Here is an 18,076-nt window from a genome sequence, read left to right as displayed (position 1 = left end):
GCCGAAGCCGCGACGCAGACACCGATCCGATGACCACCGGTTTTCTACAGAAGATTTTTGGCAGCCGTAATCAGCGGCTTGTCAAGCAATATCAAAAGACCGTCGCGGCGATCAATGCGCTCGAGCCGCAGATCGAGCAATTGACGGATGACCAACTGCGCGCCAAAACGGGTGAATTCCGCCAGCGCGTCGCGAGCGGCGAATCGCTCGACAAGATCCTGCCCGAGGCGTTCGCGGTTTGCCGCGAGGCCAGCAAGCGGGTGCTGAAGATGCGCCACTTCGACGTACAGCTGATCGGCGGTATGGCCCTGCACTACGGCAAGATCAGCGAAATGCGCACCGGCGAGGGCAAGACGCTCGTCGCGACGCTGCCGGTCTATCTGAACGCGCTGTCGGGCCGCGGCGTCCACGTGGTCACGGTCAACGACTACCTCGCGCAGCGCGACGCCGAATGGATGGCGCGTCTCTATAACTTCCTCGGTCTGTCGGTCGGTATCAACCTGTCGCAGATGGAGCACACGGCGAAGCAGCAAGCCTACGCCGCCGACATCACCTACGGCACCAACAACGAATTCGGCTTCGACTACCTGCGCGACAACATGGTCTACGAGACCGACGCGCGCGTGCAGCGTAGCCTGAACTTCGCGGTCGTCGACGAGGTGGACTCGATCCTGATCGACGAAGCGCGTACGCCGCTGATCATCTCCGGCCAGGCCGAAGATCACACCGAACTCTACGTGCGCATGAACGCGCTGCCGCCGCTGCTCGAGCGCCAGATCGGCGAAGAAAAGGCGGACGGCACCGGCGTCGAGAAGCCGGGCGACTACACGCTGGACGAAAAAGGCCGTCAGGTGTTCCTGACCGAGTCTGGCCACGAAAAGGCCGAGCGCCTGCTCTCCGAGTGGGGCCTGATCGGTGAGGGCGAAAGCCTGTACGCGCCGCAGAACATCACGCTGATGCACCACGTGTACGCGGCGCTGCGCGCGCACACGCTGTTCTTCAAGGATCAGCACTACGTCGTGCAGAACGGCGAAGTGATCATCGTCGACGAATTCACCGGCCGTCTGATGGCCGGCCGCCGCTGGTCGGACGGTCTGCACCAGGCCGTCGAGGCGAAGGAGCACGTGAAGATCCAGAGCGAGAACCAGACGCTCGCGTCGATCACGTTCCAGAACTATTTCCGCATGTACGCGAAGCTGGCCGGCATGACCGGCACGGCCGACACCGAAGCGTACGAATTCAACGAGATCTACGGTCTCGAAACGGTCGTGATCCCGACCAACCGTCCGCCGAAGCGGATCGACAAGCAGGATCAGATCTACAAGACCGCGAAGGAACGCTACGACGCGGTGATCCGTGACATCCGCGAGTGCTACGAGCGCGGTCAGCCGGTGCTGGTCGGCACGACGTCGATCGAGAACTCGGAGCTGCTGTCGCATTTGCTGAAGCAGGCCGGCTTGCCGCACGAAGTGCTGAACGCGAAGCAGCACGCGCGCGAAGCGGCGATCGTGGCCGAAGCGGGCCGTCCGCAACGCATCACGATCGCGACCAACATGGCCGGCCGTGGTACGGACATCGTGCTCGGCGGCAACGCGGAGAAGCAGGCGTCGTTCATCGAGCAGGACGAAACGCTCTCCGACGAAGAAAAGCAGCGCCGCATCCAGAAGCTGCACGACGAATGGCAGACGCTGCACGATCAGGTGAAGGCCGCGGGTGGTCTGCACATCATCGGCACCGAGCGTCACGAGTCGCGCCGGATCGACAACCAGCTGCGCGGCCGTGCTGGCCGTCAGGGCGACCCGGGTTCGTCGCGCTTCTATCTGTCGCTGGAAGATCCGCTGCTGCGCATTTTCGCGGGCGACCGCGTGCGCGCGATCATGGACCGTCTGAAGATGCCGGAAGGCGAAGCGATCGAAGCAGGCATCGTGTCGCGCTCGATCGAATCGGCGCAACGCAAGGTCGAGGCGCGCAACTTCGATATTCGTAAGCAATTGCTCGAATACGACGACGTGTCGAACGACCAGCGCAAGGTGATCTACCAGCAGCGCAACGAACTGCTCGAAGCGAACGACATCACCGAGACCATCACCGCGATGCGTCACGGCGTGGTCGGCGACATCGTGCATCAGTTCGTGCCGGTGGGCAGCATCGAAGAGCAGTGGGACGTGCCCGAGCTCGAGGAAGTGCTGCGCAACGAATGGCAGCTCGACCTCGCGATCCAGGAAATGATCAACGAGTCGAACTCGATCAGCGCGGAAGAGATTCTCGAGGCTGTCGAGGCCGCCGCGGACGAAGGGTACGAAGCGAAGGTCCAGCTGGTCGGCCGCGAATCGTTCAGCGCGTTCGAGCGCTCGATCATGCTGCAGACGCTCGACCGCGCATGGCGCGAGCATCTGGCCGCGCTCGACCATCTGCGTCAGGGCATCCATCTGCGCGGCTACGCGCAGAAGAACCCGAAGCAGGAATACAAGCGCGAGGCGTTCGAACTGTTCGCCGCGATGCTCGACGCGGTGAAGCTAGAAGTCACGCGCATCGTGATGAACGTGCAGATCCAGTCGCCGGAGCAGCTCGAAGCGGCCGCGGAGCAGATGGAAGAGCAGGGCGGTCATCTGGAGAACGTCGAGTTCCGTCATGCCGAGTTCGCGGAAGCCGGCGCCGCCGCGCCGGTTGCTGCCGAAGCGGCCACCGCCGCAATGATCGGCGACGCGATGAGCCATGGCCACGGCCACGGCGCAGCGCCGCAGGCGGCCGTGCACATGAATACCGACAACGTGCCGAAGGTCGGCCGCAACGACCCGTGCCCGTGCGGCAGCGGCAAGAAGTACAAGCAGTGCCACGGCAAGATCGCCTGACGCCGGCGCGGCGCGCTTCAGGGCGCGCCGTATCGTTTTAAGCGCCGCTTGGCCGTTTTGATTTCGCGGGTGACCTGGCAACACGCCCGGGTCATCAGTTCCGTTTCCCCGATGCCGGCGTCCGCCGGCATTTTCTTCGACAGGTCGCGACCATGGCTGTCAACTTTCCCTCGATCGATCCCGCTCAACTCCACCCCGTCGCCGGCGTCACGCTAGGCTGGGCGGAAGCGAATATCCGCAAGCCGAACCGCAAGGACGTGCTCGTCATTTCCGTCGACGAAGGCGCGACGGTAGGTGGCGTGTTCACGCAGAACCGTTTCTGCGCGGCGCCCGTCACGGTCTGCCGCGAGAACCTGCAGCGCGTGCGCGCGGGCGGCAAGCCGATTCGCGCGCTGGTGATCAATACCGGCAACGCGAACGCGGGCACCGGCGAGCCGGGCCTCGCGGCGACGCGCGAAACCTGCGCGGAACTCGCGCGCCTCGCCGACATCGCGCCTGAGCAGGTGCTGCCGTTCTCGACGGGTGTGATTCTCGAACCTCTGCCGGTCGATCGTCTGAAGGCCGGTTTGCCGGCCGCGCTCGCGAACCGCAAGGAAGCGAACTGGTACGACGCGGCCCAGTCGATCATGACGACCGACACGCTGCCGAAGGCGGTCTCGCGTCAAGTCACGATCGGCGGCCACACGGTCACGCTGACCGGCATCAGCAAGGGCGCCGGCATGATCAAGCCGAACATGGCGACCATGCTCGGCTTCCTCGCGTTCGACGCAGCCGTCGCGCAGCCGGTGCTCGACGAGCTCGTGAGGCACGTCGCGGACCGCTCGTTCAACTGCATTACGATCGATGGCGATACGTCGACCAACGATTCGTTCATTCTGATCGCGTCGGGCAAATCGAGCCTGCCCGCGATCACGTCCACCGATTCGCCCGCTTATGCAGCGCTGCGCGACGCGGTGACCGAGGTCGCACAGAGCCTCGCGCAACTGATCGTGCGCGATGGTGAAGGCGCGACCAAGTTCATGACCGTGCATGTCGAAGGCGGCTCGAGTGTCGGCGAATGCCGCCAGATCGCCTACGCGATCGGCCACTCGCCGCTCGTCAAGACGGCCTTCTATGCATCGGACCCGAACCTCGGCCGCATTCTCGCGGCGATCGGCTATGCCGGCGTGGACGATCTCGACGTCGGCAAGATCGATCTGTATCTCGACGACGTGCTGGTCGCGACTGCCGGCGGCCGCAACCCGGCCTACCGCGAAGAAGACGGCCAGCGCGTGATGAAAAAGAGCGAGATCGGCATTCGCGTGGTGCTCGGCCGCGGCAATGCGCAAGCCACGATCTGGACCTGCGATTTGTCGCACGACTACGTGAGCATCAACGCCGACTACCGCTCGTAATCAGGTTCAAAGCGCGGCCGCTGGCCGCCCACTTATCATGGACAAACTCGAACAGTTTCTGACCCGGGCCGAAGCCGTGCTCGGCCGCCTGGAAGCGATGCTTCCGCCCGCCGAGCCGGACATCGACTGGGCGGCCGCGGTCGCTTTTCGCTGGCGCAAGCGCCAGGGGCGCGGCTACCTGCAGCCGGTGCCCGCGATTTCGTCGATCACGCTCGACGACCTGCAGAACATCGATCGCCAGAAAGGGCTGATCGAACAGAACACGCGCCAGTTCGTGCGCAGCCAGCCGGCCAACAACGTGCTGCTGACGGGCGCGCGGGGTACCGGCAAGTCGTCGCTGATCAAGGCGTGTCTGAACGCGTACGCGAAAGACGGCCTGCGTCTGATCGAAGTGGACAAGGACGATCTGCACGACCTCGGCGACATCGTCGATCTGATCGCGAAGCGCCCGGAGCGCTTCATCGTGTTCTGCGACGACCTGTCGTTCGAAGAAGGCGAGTCGGGCTACAAGGCGCTGAAGGTCGCGCTCGACGGCTCGGTCGCCGCGCAGTCCGACAACGTGCTGATCTACGCGACGTCGAACCGCCGCCATCTGCTGCCCGAGTACATGAGCGACAACGAGACGTACAAGCACACGTCGGACGGCGAGATTCATCCGGGTGAACTGGTCGAAGAGAAGATTTCGCTGTCGGAGCGTTTCGGGCTGTGGGTCAGCTTCTATCCGTTCAAGCAGGACGACTATCTGACGATCATCGCGCACTGGCTGCGCCATTTCGGTTGCGACGACGCCGAGATCGAAGCGGCGCGCGGCGATGCGCTCGTGTGGGCGCTCGAACGCGGCTCACGCTCCGGGCGGGTCGCGTGGCAGTTCGCGCGCGACTGGTCCGGCCGTAAGACGCCGGCATGAGCGACGCTAGCAAAAGCGCGGGCAATCGCGCCGCCGCCAACGGCGCTGGCCGTCCCGTCACCGAAGTCGCGGTCGGCGTGCTGGTGCAGCCGGATGGCCGCTATCTGCTCGCCCAGCGTCCGGCGGGCAAGCCGTACGAGGGCTATTGGGAGTTTCCGGGCGGCAAGCTCGAAGCGGGCGAATCGGTCGAGGCCGCGCTCGCGCGCGAGCTGCACGAGGAGCTCGGAATCGAGGTCGAGGCGAGCCATCTGTGGCATACGCTCGAACACGATTATCCGCACGCGTATGTGCGCCTTTTCTTCTGCAAGGTGACGCAGTGGTCCGGCGAGCCGCACGGGCGTGAGGGCCAGGCCTTCGTGTGGCAGAGCTTGCCTGCGGATGTCTCGCCGTTGCTGCCGGCCACAATTCCGGTGCTGGAGTGGCTCGCGGCCGAGCACAAGTGATTGATTGAAACAGAGTGACTGAAAAGGCCACGCGATAGCGGGCGCTGTCTCGGCAGCGTCGGTACGCGTGGCTTTTTTACTGGCTCGCTCAGTGCGGGTTGTAGTCGCCGCGCGGCGTTTCCTCTTCGGACGAAGACCCTTCCTGTTCATTGCCGCCAATCCGGTATTTTTCGGCGGCCCATGCGCCGAGATCGATCTGCTTGCAGCGCTCGGAGCAGAAAGGACGGAAGCGACTCTCGGGGGTCCAGCGGACATCTTTACCGCAGGTAGGACATTTGACGACGGTAGGCATACGGTCGGACGGTCAATCGCAAACGGAACAAGTAACGAATATAGGGCTATTTCGCGCCGCTTCAAAGGCACGTTCGGTCAAATCCGGTGTGCGCCGCTCAATGCGGCGGTGCTTGACAGGCGGTTACAGGCTGCAGAGCGTGAGCTGGAATGGCACGTCGACGTCGACCGCACGCGGCCGCAGATCGCCGTCCTGCACCGTGAAGCGCACCCACAGCATGTACTTGTTGGCGCTCGCTTCGGGAATCACGCGCAATTCGGGAGCGACGCGAACCTGCATCAATTGATACGAGCGGCCCGACAGCATTTGCTGATAGCTGCCTTGCATCGCCATCACCTTCGACGCCTGGCCCGACTCGCGCGCGAGCCGCAGCACGATCGTGGCCGCGTCGCGCAACGGCAACAGCGGCGTGACCCACTTGGCGATGTCCTGGCGACGCTGATCGGGATGCAACTGTTGCCACGCGTAGTACGAGGGCAGGTCGAATTTGCAGGTGCCGCCGGGGATGATTGCGCGGCTGCGAATGCTCGCGAGCCATTCGTTGTCTGCAAGATGCTGGCCGGTCTTGCCTTGCATCTGCGTGAGCCCCGCAAGGGTCTGCTCGATTTCGCCGAGCACCGCTTCGAGCGCGTTCTGCTCGATGCCCGGATTGCCGCGAAACGGCGCGAGCGTTTGCCGCTGGCGCTCGAGCTCTTTCATCAGATCCGACTTCAGATCCGCGCGGCCCGCTACTTCGGAGATTTCGAACAGCGTTGTCAGTGCGACGTGATGTTCCCGCGCGTCTTCCTGAGTCAGAAAGAACGTGAAGCGCTCGAACAGATCTTCGAGCCGCAACAGCGTCCGGATTCGCTCATTGAAGGGGTACTCGTAAAGGATCAAGCGGGCTCGCCTCGGGCGTGGTCGGTGACAGGAATGCAAAACATTCTAATGCCGTGGGACTACCCAGGCAATCACGCACGCTTTCCGCGTGCTTTCGCAACTTTTTTGTCAGTTCCCCGTGTATGAGCGCTTCGGCTCCCGCATGCGCGCAAAAGTTCAATTGTGTCGGTGACGACGCGTGTCGAGGATGCGAATCTGCCTGCACAGGGCATCGTGCGTTTGATGCTTGCGGCGAGGCCGACCTGAGACCTTCGCGCACTACGACTCTGCCTCACCCTTCGCGAGCGACAGATACGCTTGATGGTGAGCGTCCACCTGCGCCTCGAGTTCCAGGCGCGGCGCATTGTCATTGACGATCACGTCGTCGGCGGCGGCGAGGCGCGCTTCGCGCGTAGCCTGGCGCGCGATGATCGCGAGCACCTGCTCACGGCTGAAGCCGTTGCGGCTCATCACTCGTGCGACTTGCGTGTCGACGCTGCAATCGACGGTGAGCACGCGATTCACGCGGTTCTTCCAGGTCCCGGACTCGACCAGCAACGGCACCACGACGATCACATACGGGCCTTGCGCTTCGCGCTCTTCGCGCTCGGTTTCCGCGCGAATCAGCGGATGCGTGATGCCTTCGAGACGTTTGCGCGCGGTGTCGTCGCTGAACACCAGCGTGCGCATGCGCGCGCGATCGAGCGAGCCGTCGGCGGCGACGAACTCTGTACCGAATTCGGCGGCAATGTGCGGCATCGCGAGGCCATGCGGCGCGGTGATGCGATGCGCGATCACGTCGGTATCGACGAGCGGCACGCCGCGCGCGGCGAACAGATTGGCAACCGTCGACTTGCCGCTACCGATGCCGCCGGTGAGTCCCACAACGAACATGCTTCAGCCTCCCAAAGCCAGGTAAAGCGGCGTGCCGGCAAACAGCGTGAGCGCACCGCCCGCCGCGAGAAATGGTCCGAACGGCAGCGGCTCCTCGAAGCGCATACGGCCGCCCCACGTCGCCGCGAGGCCGATCACGGCACCGGCCACCGCGGCGACCAGCACGATCTGCGGCAGCGCTGGCCAGCCGAGCCACGCGCCGAGCGCCGCGAGCAGTTTGAAGTCGCCATAGCCCATGCCTTCGATACCGCGCACGAGCCTGAACGCCCAATGCACGGCCCATAACACCAGATATCCGAAGATAGCCCCGAGCACCGCATCATGCAGGTTCGCGAACATGCCGTTGAAATTGACGATCAGGCCGGCCCACAACAGCGGCAAGGTCAACGAATCGGGCAGCAGATGCGTGTCGATATCGATCGCGCTCATCGCAAGCAACGTTGCGCACAGGCCGAACGCTGCAAGTGCCATCAGCGTCGGGCCGAAGGCCATCAGTGCGCCTGCCGCGAAAGCGGCGCTCGCGATTTCGAGCAGCGGATAGCGTGCACTGATGCGCGTGCCGCATGCGGAACAGCGGCCGCGTAACAGCAGGTAGCTCAACAACGGCAAGTTTTCCCACGCGCTCAGTACGTGGCCGCAATGCGGGCACGCGCTACGCGGCACCCACAGGTTATAGCGCTCGGGCAGTCCGTCGTCGGGTTGCGGCGCGTCGGTGGCCTCGCTGATTTCGGCGCGCCACGCACGCTCGAGCATGATCGGCAGTCGATGCACGACCACGTTCAGGAAGCTGCCAATGACGAGGCCGAGCACGATCGCGAACGCGATCTGCACGCCGGCTGGCAGGCTCGCGAGCACGAGGCCGGTATCGCTGGCAAAGCGGCCTGGCACTAAGCCCGCAAGCAGGCTGGAGGAAGTTTGTGACACGAGCGGAAGAGGAGCCTGCATGGTGATGGTGTGGGTTCGGCTGCGATGCTACACCACGTTGCCGAGTTGAATAATGGGAAGATACATCGCGATTACGAGGCCGCCGACCAGCGTGCCGAGCACGACGATCACGAGCGGTTCGCACAGGCTCGATAGCGTGCCGATCCTGTCGTCGACCTGGCGATCCGCAAGCGACGCGACATCGAGCAGCATGCTGTCGAGCGCGCCGGATTCCTCGGCGACCGCGACGGGTTGCACGACCTCGGCAGGAAAGCAGCGAGCCGCGCGCATCGCCGCGGCGAGCCGTTCGCCGCGCCGCAGTCTGATGGCGATGCTTGCCGTCGCGCGATCGAAGAAGGCATTGCCGGTCGCTTGAGTGAGCGAATCGAACGCGTCGGCGAGCGGTGTGCCCGCGGACAGCAGGGTGCCGAGCGCGCGACTCCAGCGCGCCGCGCACAGCGTGCGCAGTAGCGGGCCGGCCACCGGCAGGTTGAGCGACAGGCGAGCGAAGCGGATGCGCGCGTTTGTCGATCGACGCAACACGAACGTGATGGTCGAGCTCGCTGCGACCATCAGCACGAACAGCGGCACACTCCAGCGCGCGGCACCCGCCGAGAGCGCCAGCACGAACTGCGTCGGCGCGGGTAGCTTCGCGCCGAAGCCATCGAAGATCTGCTTGAACGTCGGCACGACCCACACCAGCAAAGCGGCGGTTATCGCGATCGCGAGCAGCAGGATCGCGACTGGATAGGTGAGAGCCGCGCGCACCTTGGCACGCTGCGCGGCGGCGCGTTCGCGATCGTCGGCGAGGCGCGAGAGCACGGTGACCAGCGCGCCCGCCGCTTCACCCACCTCGACGAGTTGGCAATACAGCGCATTGAACTGCGCCGGATGCCGCTGCAAGGCCGCCGAAAACCGCAGGCCGGCGGTGATGTCGCGCGCGACAGTGCCGACGATTCGCGGCATGCCTTGCCGCTGACCAGATGTCGGCGTCTGCGCGAGCAGTTCGAGCGCGGGCGCGAGCGGCAAGCCGGCCCGCAGCAGACTCGAAAGTTGCCGCGTGAACAGCGTGACATCGGCCGCGCTGGTCTTCGGGCGCGGCGCCGGCCCTTGCGTTGCGAGCTCGACGATAAAGAGGTTGTCGCGTTTGAGCAGCGTGCGCGCGGCGCTCGCGTCGGGTGCGATCAGTGTGCCGCTCTGGCGCGTGCCGTCCGCGTCGACGCCGCGCCATCTGAAACGCAGGTCGGCTGAGACGGGCCGTGTCGGTGACTGCGCGGCGGTACTCATGCGACCTCCGTGGCGGCGAGCGCTTCGGCGAGACTGGTGGTGCCGTCGCGTACGCGCGCTAACGCCGCGTCGCGTAGTGTCGCGACCTGTTCGGTCTGCGCGAGGCGGGCCAGCTCGTGCGCGCCCGCGCTTGCGACGATCAGCTCGCGCATCGCGTCGGAAACGGGCATCACCTGATGGATGCCGACGCGCCCCCGATAGCCGATGCCATGGCAAGCCGCGCAGCCGGTCGCCGCATACGGTTGCCAGCCGTCGAGCTCATGTTCGCCGAAGCCCGCGGCGTGAAGCGCCGTCGCCGAATGCGGCGCGGGTGCGCGGCACGCGACGCACAGTCGCCTCACCAGCCGCTGCGCGGTCACCATCCGCAGCGCGGCGGCAAGGTTGTACGGCTCGACACCGATATCGATGAGCCGCGCGATGGCCGCGGGCGCGTCGTTCGTATGCAGCGTGGACAGCACGAGGTGGCCGGTTTGGGCGGCCTTCACGGCGACGTCGGCGGTTTCGTTGTCGCGGATTTCGCCGACCATGATCACGTCCGGGTCCTGACGCAGGAACGCGCGCAGTGCGACCGCGAACGTCAGGCCGGCTTTTTCGCGCACGCTGACCTGGTTGATGCCGGCCAGTTGGATCTCGGCCGGGTCTTCCACCGAGCACAGGTTGCGCGCCTCGCCGTTCAGCAGATTCAGGAAGCAGTACAGCGACAGCGTCTTGCCACTGCCCGTTGGTCCGGTGACGAGCATCAGACCGTGAGGCGCGCGGATCGCGGCGTCCACGGCTTCGCGCTGCCGCGGATCGAGGCCGAGCGAATCGAGCGAAAGATCGGCGGGCAGCGCGTCGAGCCGTCGTAGCACGAGCTTTTCGCCGAACAGCGTCGGTAGCGAATTGACGCGGTAATCCTCGAGCCGCCCGGGCGACGTCGCAAGGCGTAGCCGGCCGTCCTGCGGCACGCGTCGCTCGGCGATGTCCATGCGCGCGAGCACCTTCACACGCGTGACGAACGCGTCGCGTAGATGCGCGGGCGGCCGCGGGATTTCATGCAGTACGCCGTCGATGCGCAGCCGTACACGCCAGCCATGCTCGGCCGGCTCGATGTGGATATCCGACGCATTGCGCCGCGTCGCTTCGTGCAGCGTGTCGGTCAACAGCCGCACGGCCGGGGCGTTGTCCGGATCGTTCAGGTTCGTTGCGCTGGATTCGCCGTCGGCAGCGAGTGGGCGCGGCAATGCCGCAGCGGTAGCAAAGGGTGTTTGCATGAGAGACCGGTGATGAGCCGCCTGTAGAACATGACGGCTTCATCTTCCGGATGCGGGCGTCCGAATGCCATTCGGCCATTCGGCTAATGGCGCGCGTCGCGAGCCTGTGCAATGCTGACCATCAATTAGCGAGCGACGGCGCGGACTTCAGCCAGATCTTGCTTTTCCGGCCTTCGTGCGCGACGGCGGTTTGAACAGCTTGACGGTGCGGATTGCCTGATCGTCGCTGCGCATCACTTCGAGCTTGGTGTCGCCGATGCGCACGCAGACGTCGCCGTCGGGAATGTCTTCGAGAATTTCGAGAATCAGGCCGTTGAGCGTTTTGGGGCCATCAGTGGGCAGCGCGAGTTGCAGCCAGCGGTTCAGCTCGCGCAACGGCATGCTGCCCGCGACGATGCATTCGCCCGCCTCGTTCCAGCCGCCGCGCGAACTGGCGCCACGCGGAATCGACGTGGTGAATTCGCCGATCAGTTCCTCGATGATGTCTTCCGGCGTGACGAGGCCTTGCAGTTCGCCGTATTCGTTGACGACGAGCGCGATGCGGTGCCGGCTCTCCTGAAAGTACTGCAACTGCTGGAACACCGGCGTGCCGCTCGGCACGAAGTACGGCTCGGCGAGCAGCTCGCGCAAGGTATCGCGTTCGAGCTCCTGGTTGTGCAGCGCTGACAGCGTTTTGCGCACGTGCAGCACACCGAGCACGCGGTCGATGTCGCCCTGGTAGACGATCAGCTTGTTGTGGTAGCAGGTCTCCAGTTGATGCAGGATCTGTTCGAACGGTGCATCGAAGTCGAGCGCTTCGATGCGGCGGCGCGGGATCATCACGTCATCGACGGAGATGTTTTCGAGGTCGAACAGATTCAGCAGGATGCTGCGGTGTTTGGTCGGCATGAAGCTGCCCGACTCGAGCACGATGGTGCGCAGTTCTTCGGTGGACAGTCGCTGATCGCGCGCGCCCTTCGTGTTGATGTGCAGCACGCGCAGGATGCCGGTGGCGAACAGGTTGACGAACCAGATCACCGGTTTCGCGACGCGCATCAGCGGCGCGATCAGCAGGCTCGCGGGCAGCGCGATTTTTTCGGGAAAGGTTGCGCCGACGATCTTCGGCGTGATTTCCGCGAACACGATGATGAGGAAGGCGACGATACCGGTCGCGATCGACAGCACGAGGCTATTGCGGCCGAACGTATGCAACGCGAGCGATGTGGTCAGTACCGGAATGATGGTGTTGAACAGGTTGTTGCCGATCAGGATCACGCTCAGCAACTGATCGGTTTTTGCGAGTAGTCCCTGGGTAGTTTTCGCGCCGAGGGTGTTTTTGCTGGCGAGATGTTTGAGTCGATGACGGTTGAGCGCCATCATCGCTGTCTCGGAAATGGAAAAGAAGGCGGAGCAGACAAGCAGCAGAAGGACGGCGCCGATCTGCGCCCATAAGGGAAGTTGGTCCACGCGTCGTGAAAAATCAGGGAAAGGATGGACAGAATATAGCAGAGGGGGCCACGCGCTCCGCCGTGGACGGCAGCCGACCCCGCTAGAACGACAACGTCGCAACGTACGCGCTGTGTCTGTCGAGCCGGCTGAAAAGAAAGCATCGAAAGGCACGAGAGCAGCAAAAAAACTGCCGCGCAAAACAAAAAACCGCCGAGCAATGCTGCGGCGGTTTTTGAACCTTGAGCTAACAAGGGGAATCTGGTCGGGGTGAGAGGATTCGAACCTCCGGCCTCTACGTCCCGAACGTAGCGCTCTACCAGGCTAAGCTACACCCCGATTTGGTACTGCTGACTCGACTCGGACTAACTCGGCGTTTCAGTCTCGTTCAAGACTGTCTTGCCGTCGAGTAAGAACATAATTCTAGCAGGCTCTCTTTGAAAATGGAATGGGGAAATGAAGAAATCGCTGCCGCAGCTGCTTGCGCCTCCTGCTTCGCGCACTCGAGCGTGTGGTCGAGCGCGCCCGAGCGCGTGATCGCGTCGAAAATCGTATCGAAACGGTCGGTGCCACCTTGCTCGATGGCTTCGCGCGCGAGCGCCGATTGCTCGGGCGTGCCGCGTTCGATCAGGTAGATGAGCGGCAGCGTCGGTTTGCCTTCGCGCAGATCGTCGCCGGCGTTCTTGCCCATCGACTCGGCCGTGCCCGTGTAGTCGAGCCAGTCGTCCATGATCTGGAATGCGGTGCCGATCCGGCGGCCATATTCGGCGGCGGCGGCTTCGGTTTTCGCATCCGCGCCAGCCAGCACCGCGCCGAGTTGGGCGGCCGCCTCGAACAACTTTGCGGTTTTGTAGCGGATCACCTGCATGTAGCGGGCTTCGTCGACGTCGGCATCGTGCATGTTCAACAACTGCAGCACTTCGCCTTCGGAGATGATGTTGGTCGCCTCCGACAGAATTTCCATCACGCGCATCTTGCCCACGCCGACCATCATCTGGAACGAGCGCGAATACAGGAAATCGCCGACCAGCACGCTCGCGGCGTTGCCGAACAGCGCGTTGGCGGTCTGACGGCCGCGCCGAAGATCGGATTCGTCGACCACGTCGTCATGCAGCAGCGTGGCCGTGTGAATGAATTCGACGACCGCGGCCAGTTCGTGCCGGTGCCCCGTCGTATCGCCCAGCGCGCCCGCCACCAGCAACAGCAGCGCGGGCCGCAGCCGCTTGCCGCCGGCGCTGATGATGTACTCGGAAATCTGATTGATCAGCATCACGTCCGACGCAAGACGTTGCCGGATGACGCGATTGACCTGCTGCATGTCTTCGGCGATCGGAGCAAGCAGGCTGGCGACGTTGGGGGAGGTGGTGGCAGTCGACGACATGATGGCTGAATTGGGTAGTGCCGCGAATTATAAGGCGATCGGGGCGCTTCCGGGTCGTCGGCTGCGGCGCGGATGCTTTCCGCATGGCGGGAGGGCCGCTCGCCAAGGCCGTCTGCGGGCCGCTGCGCGTCGCTGGTTTATTGTCTGCCAGCGCTTGCGAGAGAGGGCGAACCCGAACGGTAGGCCGTTTGGTAAGCAGGTTTTGACCGAGCAGCTAACTCTATGTATAATCGAGAGTTTCCGCGCGCGGTGCGTGGGAAAAATGAATACAGAGTGAGGTTCTCAATGTACGCGGTCATAAAAACCGGTGGCAAGCAGTACAAGGTTGCCGTCGGCGAAAAACTTAAAGTAGAACAGATACCGGCAGACATTGACGCTGAAATCACGCTCGACCAGGTTCTCGCAGTGGGCGAAGGCGAATCGATTAAGTTCGGTACGCCGCTGGTCAGTGGGGCTTCCGTCAAGGCTACCGTCGTGTCGCAAGGGCGTCACGCCAAAGTGACGATCTTCAAGATGCGTCGCCGGAAGCACTACCAGAAGCATGGCGGCCACCGCCAGAACTATACCGAACTGCGCATCGACGCGATCAACGCGTAAGCGCACCGGTTAAGGAGCAAATCAAATGGCACACAAAAAGGCAGGCGGATCGTCCCGGAACGGCCGCGACTCCGAATCGAAGCGCCTCGGCGTTAAGGTTTACGGCGGCCAGGCTATCAATGCTGGTGGCATCATCGTGCGTCAGCGCGGTACGCGCATGCACGCTGGCGAGAACGTCGGCATGGGCAAGGATCACACCCTGTTCGCGCTGAAGGACGGCCACGTCCAGTTCTCGACGAAGGGCGCGGCGAAGAAGCACACCGTTTCCGTCGTCCCGGCAGCCTGAGTTTAATCAGGCACGGGCTTCAGGACCGGAAAAGGCCCCGCGAAGTTCGCGGGGCCTTTTTTATTACGGCGCCTCTTTCGCGTGGCGCTGAAGCCGCGCAGCTGACGCTCGTCACCGGCGACTATGCCGTTCGGTCGATTGATCAACGCGCGGCGCGCGCGGCAAAATAGCAGCATCCAATCAGTATCAACCCCTGCATCGAATCGGGCAGTACACCATGGGACGGAGTAACGGATGAAGTTCATTGACGAAGCGAGGATTGAAGTCATCGCCGGCGACGGAGGGGATGGCAGCGCGTCGATGCGCCGCGAGAAGTTCGTTCCGTTTGGCGGCCCTGATGGGGGTGACGGCGGCAGGGGCGGCAGTGTGATCGCGGTTGCTGACCGCAACATCAACACGCTGATCGACTACCGCTACGCGAAAAAACATCTGGCGCGTAACGGCGAAAACGGCCGCGGCTCCGATTGCTATGGCAAGGGCGGCGACGACATCATCCTGCGCATGCCGGTCGGCACGACCATCACGGATATGGAAACCGGCGAGCTGATCGCCGATCTGACCGAGCACAACCAGAGCGTGCAAATCGCGCAAGGCGGCGCCGGCGGTCTCGGCAACCTTCATTTCAAGTCCAGCACGAACCGCGCGCCGCGTCAGAAGACTGACGGCAAGCCGGGCGAGCGCCGCATGGTCCGCCTCGAACTGAAAGTGTTGGCCGACGTCGGTCTGCTCGGCATGCCGAATGCAGGCAAATCGACGTTTATCTCATCGGTGTCGAACGCGAAGCCGAAAATTGCCGATTACCCGTTCACCACGCTCGCGCCGAACCTCGGCGTCGTGCGCGTCGGGCCGAGCCGCAGCTTCGTGATTGCGGACATTCCGGGGCTGATCGAAGGCGCGGCGGAAGGCGCCGGCCTCGGCCATCAATTCTTGCGTCACCTGCAGCGCACTGGGCTGCTGCTGCACATCGTCGACATCGCACCATTCGATGAATCGATCGATCCGATCGCGGAAGCGAAGGCGATCGTCAACGAACTGCGCAAGTACGACGAAGAGCTTTATCGGAAACCGCGCTGGCTCGTGCTGAACAAGCTGGACATGGTGCCCGAGGACGATCGCGAAGCGCGCGTGGCGGCTTTCCTCGAAGGCTTCGGCTGGGACGGTCCGGTGTTCGAAATTTCGGCGCTGACTGGCCAGGGCTGTGAAAATCTTTGCTATGCGGTGTTCGACTACCTCGCCGAGCACTCCGACGCGCAACGCGCGGCCGAAGCCGAAGATCTGGCCTCCGACGTGCGTTTCCGCGAGGGGACACAAGTGCCGTCCGCGACCGGCGAAGCCGGCACCGATCCGCAGAAATAACAACTCGAGCGCCGGCACCTGCGGCGGGTGTCGGCATGCCTCACGCGTCATCTTGGGAGACAGCGCACAATGCGTTCCGTCATCGCAGCTTCACGGCGATTGGTCGTCAAAGTCGGTTCGAGCCTCGTCACGAACGATGGGCGCGGCCTCGATCATGCGGCGATCGGCCGCTGGGCCGCACAAATTGCCGCACTGCGCGCGCAGGGCCAGGAAGTGGTGCTGGTCAGTTCGGGCGCAATCGCCGAGGGCATGCAGCGGCTCGGCTGGACGAAGCGGCCGCGTGAAATCGATGAATTGCAGGCGGCCGCGGCAGTCGGCCAAATGGGCCTCGCGCAAGTGTACGAAAGCCGCTTCGCCGAGCACTCCATCCAGACTGCGCAGATCCTGCTTACTCACGCCGACCTCGCCGACCGCGAGCGCTATCTGAATGCGCGCTCCACGCTGCTTACGCTGCTGCGGCTCGGAGTTGTACCGATCATCAACGAGAACGATACGGTCGTCACTGACGAGATCAAGTTCGGCGACAACGACACGCTCGGCGCGCTGGTCGCCAATCTGATCGAAGGCGATGCACTGATCATTCTGACGGACCAGCAAGGACTCTTCACCGCCGATCCGCGCAAGAACCCGAACGCGACGCTCGTCCAGCAAGCCGACGCCGGCGCGCCCGATCTCGAGGCGATGGCGGGCGGCGCGGGCTCGAGCCTCGGCCGCGGCGGCATGCTGACCAAGATTCTTGCCGCGAAGCGCGCAGCCCATAGCGGTGCCAATACGGTGATCGCGAGTGGGCGCGAGGCGGACGTGCTGCTGAGACTGGCGGCCGGTGAGGCGATCGGCACGCAGCTGATTGCGCGCACCGCGCGCATGGCGGCGCGCAAGCAATGGATGGCGGATCACCTGCAGGTGCGCGGCCACGTCGTGATCGACGATGGAGCGGTCGAAAAACTGACCGCCGGTGGGAAGAGCCTGCTGCCGATCGGCATCGTCGGCGTGCAGGGCGCTTTCGCGCGCGGCGAGGTGATCGCGTGTCTGAGCGCGTCGGGCCGCGAAGTCGCACGTGGTTTGACGAACTACAGCAGCGCGGAAACCAGGCTGATCCAGCGGCGTCCGAGCGGCGAAATCGAGTCGGTGCTCGGCTATATGCTCGAGCCCGAGCTGATTCATCGCGACAATCTCGTGCTGCTTTGATCTTTCGGACTGCGCGCGCGCAAAGAGCCGACAAAAAAGCCGTTCCAGCACAGGCTGGAACGGCTTTTTTTCGTCACGCACAAGCAACGGCGCCTGAATCGGGTGCGCGCCGCGTGACCTGCCTCAATGAATCTGCGACGTCTGCGTGCGCTTGTAACGAATGTTCTCGACGATGCGCTGCGCGCTGCCGGTCGGAATCTTGTTCGCGCACATATAGTCCTGATACAGCGCGGCCTGATACGCGTTCAGCGCGCCGTTTTCGATGCGCGAAAACTGGTTCGCGACCGTCGTGTCCCAACCGTCGTGATCGGCGTTCAGGCCCGCGTATTGACGCCATTCATACGTGTCGCAGCGGATGCCCTCGTAATTGACGTTGCGCGCGCCGCCCGGGCTCGTGACGACCACCGTGTAACGCACGACACCGTCGTCGCCGACGCTGACCGATTTCGGGTCGATCGCGAACTGGAGCGGCGTATTGCCGGAGACCTCGAACGGCAGAAGGTTCGCGTCAGTGGGCAGCGGCGGCAACGTGTCGACCTTGTTTTCAACCCAGTTGCTTTTGCGATCCAGCAGATAGACGAACGCGCTGTCGTCTTTGTTGGTCGGTTTGCCGGCGCTCGAACAGCCTGCCAGCAGGGCGCCGGTGGCGACGCACGCCACGGCGAGTGCAAATACTTTCAATATGATTCCCTCGAAAGACGGACGCGGCTCGAAAGCCGCGCCAGCGAGAGGCGGCGCG

The 18,076-nt window shown here is 63.8% G+C and carries 17 protein-coding genes and 1 tRNA gene; 8 read left to right on the top strand and 10 right to left on the bottom strand.

From position 1 onward, the window contains the following. The first annotated feature begins 29 nt into the window (after nucleotides 1–29). The 4 genes from secA (at nucleotide 30) to GCT19_RS16170 (ending at nucleotide 5,596) form a co-directional block, all read left to right on the top strand. A complete protein-coding gene (gene secA, locus GCT19_RS16185; protein ID WP_013090601.1) occupies nucleotides 30–2,852 on the top strand; it encodes a preprotein translocase subunit SecA in 2,823 nt (940 codons plus the stop codon). 152 nt (nucleotides 2,853–3,004) lie between these two features. Continuing rightward, nucleotides 3,005–4,246 carry a bifunctional glutamate N-acetyltransferase/amino-acid acetyltransferase ArgJ gene (argJ, locus tag GCT19_RS16180; protein WP_018437621.1) on the top strand — a complete coding sequence of 414 codons (1,242 nt, stop codon included), beginning with the start codon at nucleotides 3,005–3,007 and terminating at the stop codon, nucleotides 4,244–4,246. A 37-nt stretch (nucleotides 4,247–4,283) separates the two neighbouring features. Further along, complete coding sequence (locus tag GCT19_RS16175) at nucleotides 4,284–5,153, top strand: ATP-binding protein (protein ID WP_018437622.1); 870 nt, start codon at nucleotides 4,284–4,286, stop codon at nucleotides 5,151–5,153. Beyond that, entirely contained in the window at nucleotides 5,150–5,596 is a 447-nt protein-coding gene (locus GCT19_RS16170) for an NUDIX domain-containing protein (RefSeq protein ID WP_013090598.1), read from the top strand. Before GCT19_RS16175 ends, GCT19_RS16170 begins: the two co-directional genes overlap by 4 nt. Nucleotides 5,597–5,684: 88 nt before the next feature. Here GCT19_RS16170 and yacG read toward each other — a convergent pair whose 3' ends face one another. The 9 genes from yacG to GCT19_RS16125 form a co-directional block, all read right to left on the bottom strand. After that, the gene (gene yacG, locus GCT19_RS16165) at nucleotides 5,685–5,888 is read right to left on the bottom strand and encodes a DNA gyrase inhibitor YacG (RefSeq protein WP_013090597.1); all 204 of its coding nucleotides are present in this window, start codon (nucleotides 5,886–5,888) and stop codon (nucleotides 5,685–5,687) included. 123 nt (nucleotides 5,889–6,011) lie between these two features. Continuing rightward, nucleotides 6,012–6,767 carry a cell division protein ZapD gene (zapD, locus tag GCT19_RS16160; RefSeq protein WP_008921182.1) on the bottom strand — a complete coding sequence of 252 codons (756 nt, stop codon included), beginning with the start codon at nucleotides 6,765–6,767 and terminating at the stop codon, nucleotides 6,012–6,014. Between the two features lie 258 nt (nucleotides 6,768–7,025). Next, nucleotides 7,026–7,640, bottom strand: a complete 615-nt coding sequence (coaE, locus tag GCT19_RS16155; protein ID WP_013090595.1) for a dephospho-CoA kinase — start codon at nucleotides 7,638–7,640, stop codon at nucleotides 7,026–7,028. 3 nt (nucleotides 7,641–7,643) lie between these two features. Then, nucleotides 7,644–8,585, bottom strand: coding sequence for a prepilin peptidase (locus tag GCT19_RS16150; RefSeq protein ID WP_152852498.1), 942 nt, complete (start codon nucleotides 8,583–8,585; stop codon nucleotides 7,644–7,646). Nucleotides 8,586–8,612: 27 nt separating this feature from the next. After that, a complete protein-coding gene (locus GCT19_RS16145; RefSeq protein ID WP_152852497.1) occupies nucleotides 8,613–9,851 on the bottom strand; it encodes a type II secretion system F family protein in 1,239 nt (412 codons plus the stop codon). Then, the gene (locus tag GCT19_RS16140) at nucleotides 9,848–11,104 is read right to left on the bottom strand and encodes a GspE/PulE family protein (RefSeq protein ID WP_152852496.1); all 1,257 of its coding nucleotides are present in this window, start codon (nucleotides 11,102–11,104) and stop codon (nucleotides 9,848–9,850) included. The genes GCT19_RS16145 and GCT19_RS16140 overlap by 4 nt, the downstream gene beginning before the upstream one ends. A 147-nt stretch (nucleotides 11,105–11,251) precedes the next feature. After that, nucleotides 11,252–12,550 (bottom strand): HlyC/CorC family transporter, encoded by a 1,299-nt coding sequence (locus GCT19_RS16135; RefSeq protein WP_321576813.1) that lies wholly within the window; start codon nucleotides 12,548–12,550, stop codon nucleotides 11,252–11,254. Between the two features lie 241 nt (nucleotides 12,551–12,791). After that, nucleotides 12,792–12,868, bottom strand: a tRNA-Pro gene (locus GCT19_RS16130). Between the two features lie 49 nt (nucleotides 12,869–12,917). After that, nucleotides 12,918–13,910 (bottom strand): polyprenyl synthetase family protein, encoded by a 993-nt coding sequence (locus tag GCT19_RS16125; RefSeq protein WP_026229109.1) that lies wholly within the window; start codon nucleotides 13,908–13,910, stop codon nucleotides 12,918–12,920. A 285-nt stretch (nucleotides 13,911–14,195) separates the two neighbouring features. On the opposite strand from GCT19_RS16125, the gene rplU reads away from it, so the two are divergent. From rplU to proB, 4 genes are all read left to right on the top strand, one after another. Then, a complete protein-coding gene (rplU, locus tag GCT19_RS16120) occupies nucleotides 14,196–14,507 on the top strand; it encodes a 50S ribosomal protein L21 (protein ID WP_007180329.1) in 312 nt (103 codons plus the stop codon). 25 nt (nucleotides 14,508–14,532) lie between these two features. Then, a complete protein-coding gene (gene rpmA, locus GCT19_RS16115; RefSeq protein WP_008923994.1) occupies nucleotides 14,533–14,793 on the top strand; it encodes a 50S ribosomal protein L27 in 261 nt (86 codons plus the stop codon). Nucleotides 14,794–15,027: 234 nt separating this feature from the next. Continuing rightward, nucleotides 15,028–16,149 carry an Obg family GTPase CgtA gene (gene cgtA / locus GCT19_RS16110; protein WP_018437632.1) on the top strand — a complete coding sequence of 374 codons (1,122 nt, stop codon included), beginning with the start codon at nucleotides 15,028–15,030 and terminating at the stop codon, nucleotides 16,147–16,149. 69 nt (nucleotides 16,150–16,218) lie between these two features. Next, nucleotides 16,219–17,337: a glutamate 5-kinase gene (gene proB / locus GCT19_RS16105; protein ID WP_152852495.1), complete on the top strand. Its 1,119-nt coding sequence runs from the start codon at nucleotides 16,219–16,221 to the stop codon at nucleotides 17,335–17,337. Nucleotides 17,338–17,460: 123 nt separating this feature from the next. Here the strand turns inward: proB and GCT19_RS16100 are convergent, their stop codons facing one another. Then, nucleotides 17,461–18,018, bottom strand: a complete 558-nt coding sequence (locus tag GCT19_RS16100) for a CNP1-like family protein (RefSeq protein ID WP_152852494.1) — start codon at nucleotides 18,016–18,018, stop codon at nucleotides 17,461–17,463. Nucleotides 18,019–18,076 lie beyond the last annotated feature (58 nt).

Origin of the sequence: Paraburkholderia atlantica (assembly GCF_009362785.1) — a bacterium.
Classification (GTDB): domain Bacteria; phylum Pseudomonadota; class Gammaproteobacteria; order Burkholderiales; family Burkholderiaceae; genus Paraburkholderia; species Paraburkholderia atlantica.
This window is presented reverse-complemented; position numbering and strand designations above follow the sequence as displayed.

Excerpts from the sequence above, each read along its gene's own strand:
- rpmA (WP_008923994.1), top strand. The coding sequence starts at position 14,533 with ATGGCACACAAAAAGGCAGGCGGATCGTCCCGGAACGGCCGCGACTCC.
- argJ (WP_018437621.1), top strand. The coding sequence starts at position 3,005 with ATGGCTGTCAACTTTCCCTCGATCGATCCCGCTCAACTCCACCCCGTC.
- GCT19_RS16140 (WP_152852496.1), bottom strand. The coding sequence starts at position 11,104 with ATGCAAACACCCTTTGCTACCGCTGCGGCATTGCCGCGCCCACTCGCT.
- rplU (WP_007180329.1), top strand. The coding sequence starts at position 14,196 with ATGTACGCGGTCATAAAAACCGGTGGCAAGCAGTACAAGGTTGCCGTC.
- proB (WP_152852495.1), top strand. The coding sequence starts at position 16,219 with ATGCGTTCCGTCATCGCAGCTTCACGGCGATTGGTCGTCAAAGTCGGT.
- GCT19_RS16170 (WP_013090598.1), top strand. The coding sequence starts at position 5,150 with ATGAGCGACGCTAGCAAAAGCGCGGGCAATCGCGCCGCCGCCAACGGC.
- GCT19_RS16150 (WP_152852498.1), bottom strand. The coding sequence starts at position 8,585 with ATGCAGGCTCCTCTTCCGCTCGTGTCACAAACTTCCTCCAGCCTGCTT.
- GCT19_RS16175 (WP_018437622.1), top strand. The coding sequence starts at position 4,284 with ATGGACAAACTCGAACAGTTTCTGACCCGGGCCGAAGCCGTGCTCGGC.
- coaE (WP_013090595.1), bottom strand. The coding sequence starts at position 7,640 with ATGTTCGTTGTGGGACTCACCGGCGGCATCGGTAGCGGCAAGTCGACG.
- cgtA (WP_018437632.1), top strand. The coding sequence starts at position 15,028 with ATGAAGTTCATTGACGAAGCGAGGATTGAAGTCATCGCCGGCGACGGA.
- GCT19_RS16145 (WP_152852497.1), bottom strand. The coding sequence starts at position 9,851 with ATGAGTACCGCCGCGCAGTCACCGACACGGCCCGTCTCAGCCGACCTG.
- yacG (WP_013090597.1), bottom strand. The coding sequence starts at position 5,888 with ATGCCTACCGTCGTCAAATGTCCTACCTGCGGTAAAGATGTCCGCTGG.
- GCT19_RS16125 (WP_026229109.1), bottom strand. The coding sequence starts at position 13,910 with ATGTCGTCGACTGCCACCACCTCCCCCAACGTCGCCAGCCTGCTTGCT.
- secA (WP_013090601.1), top strand. The coding sequence starts at position 30 with ATGACCACCGGTTTTCTACAGAAGATTTTTGGCAGCCGTAATCAGCGG.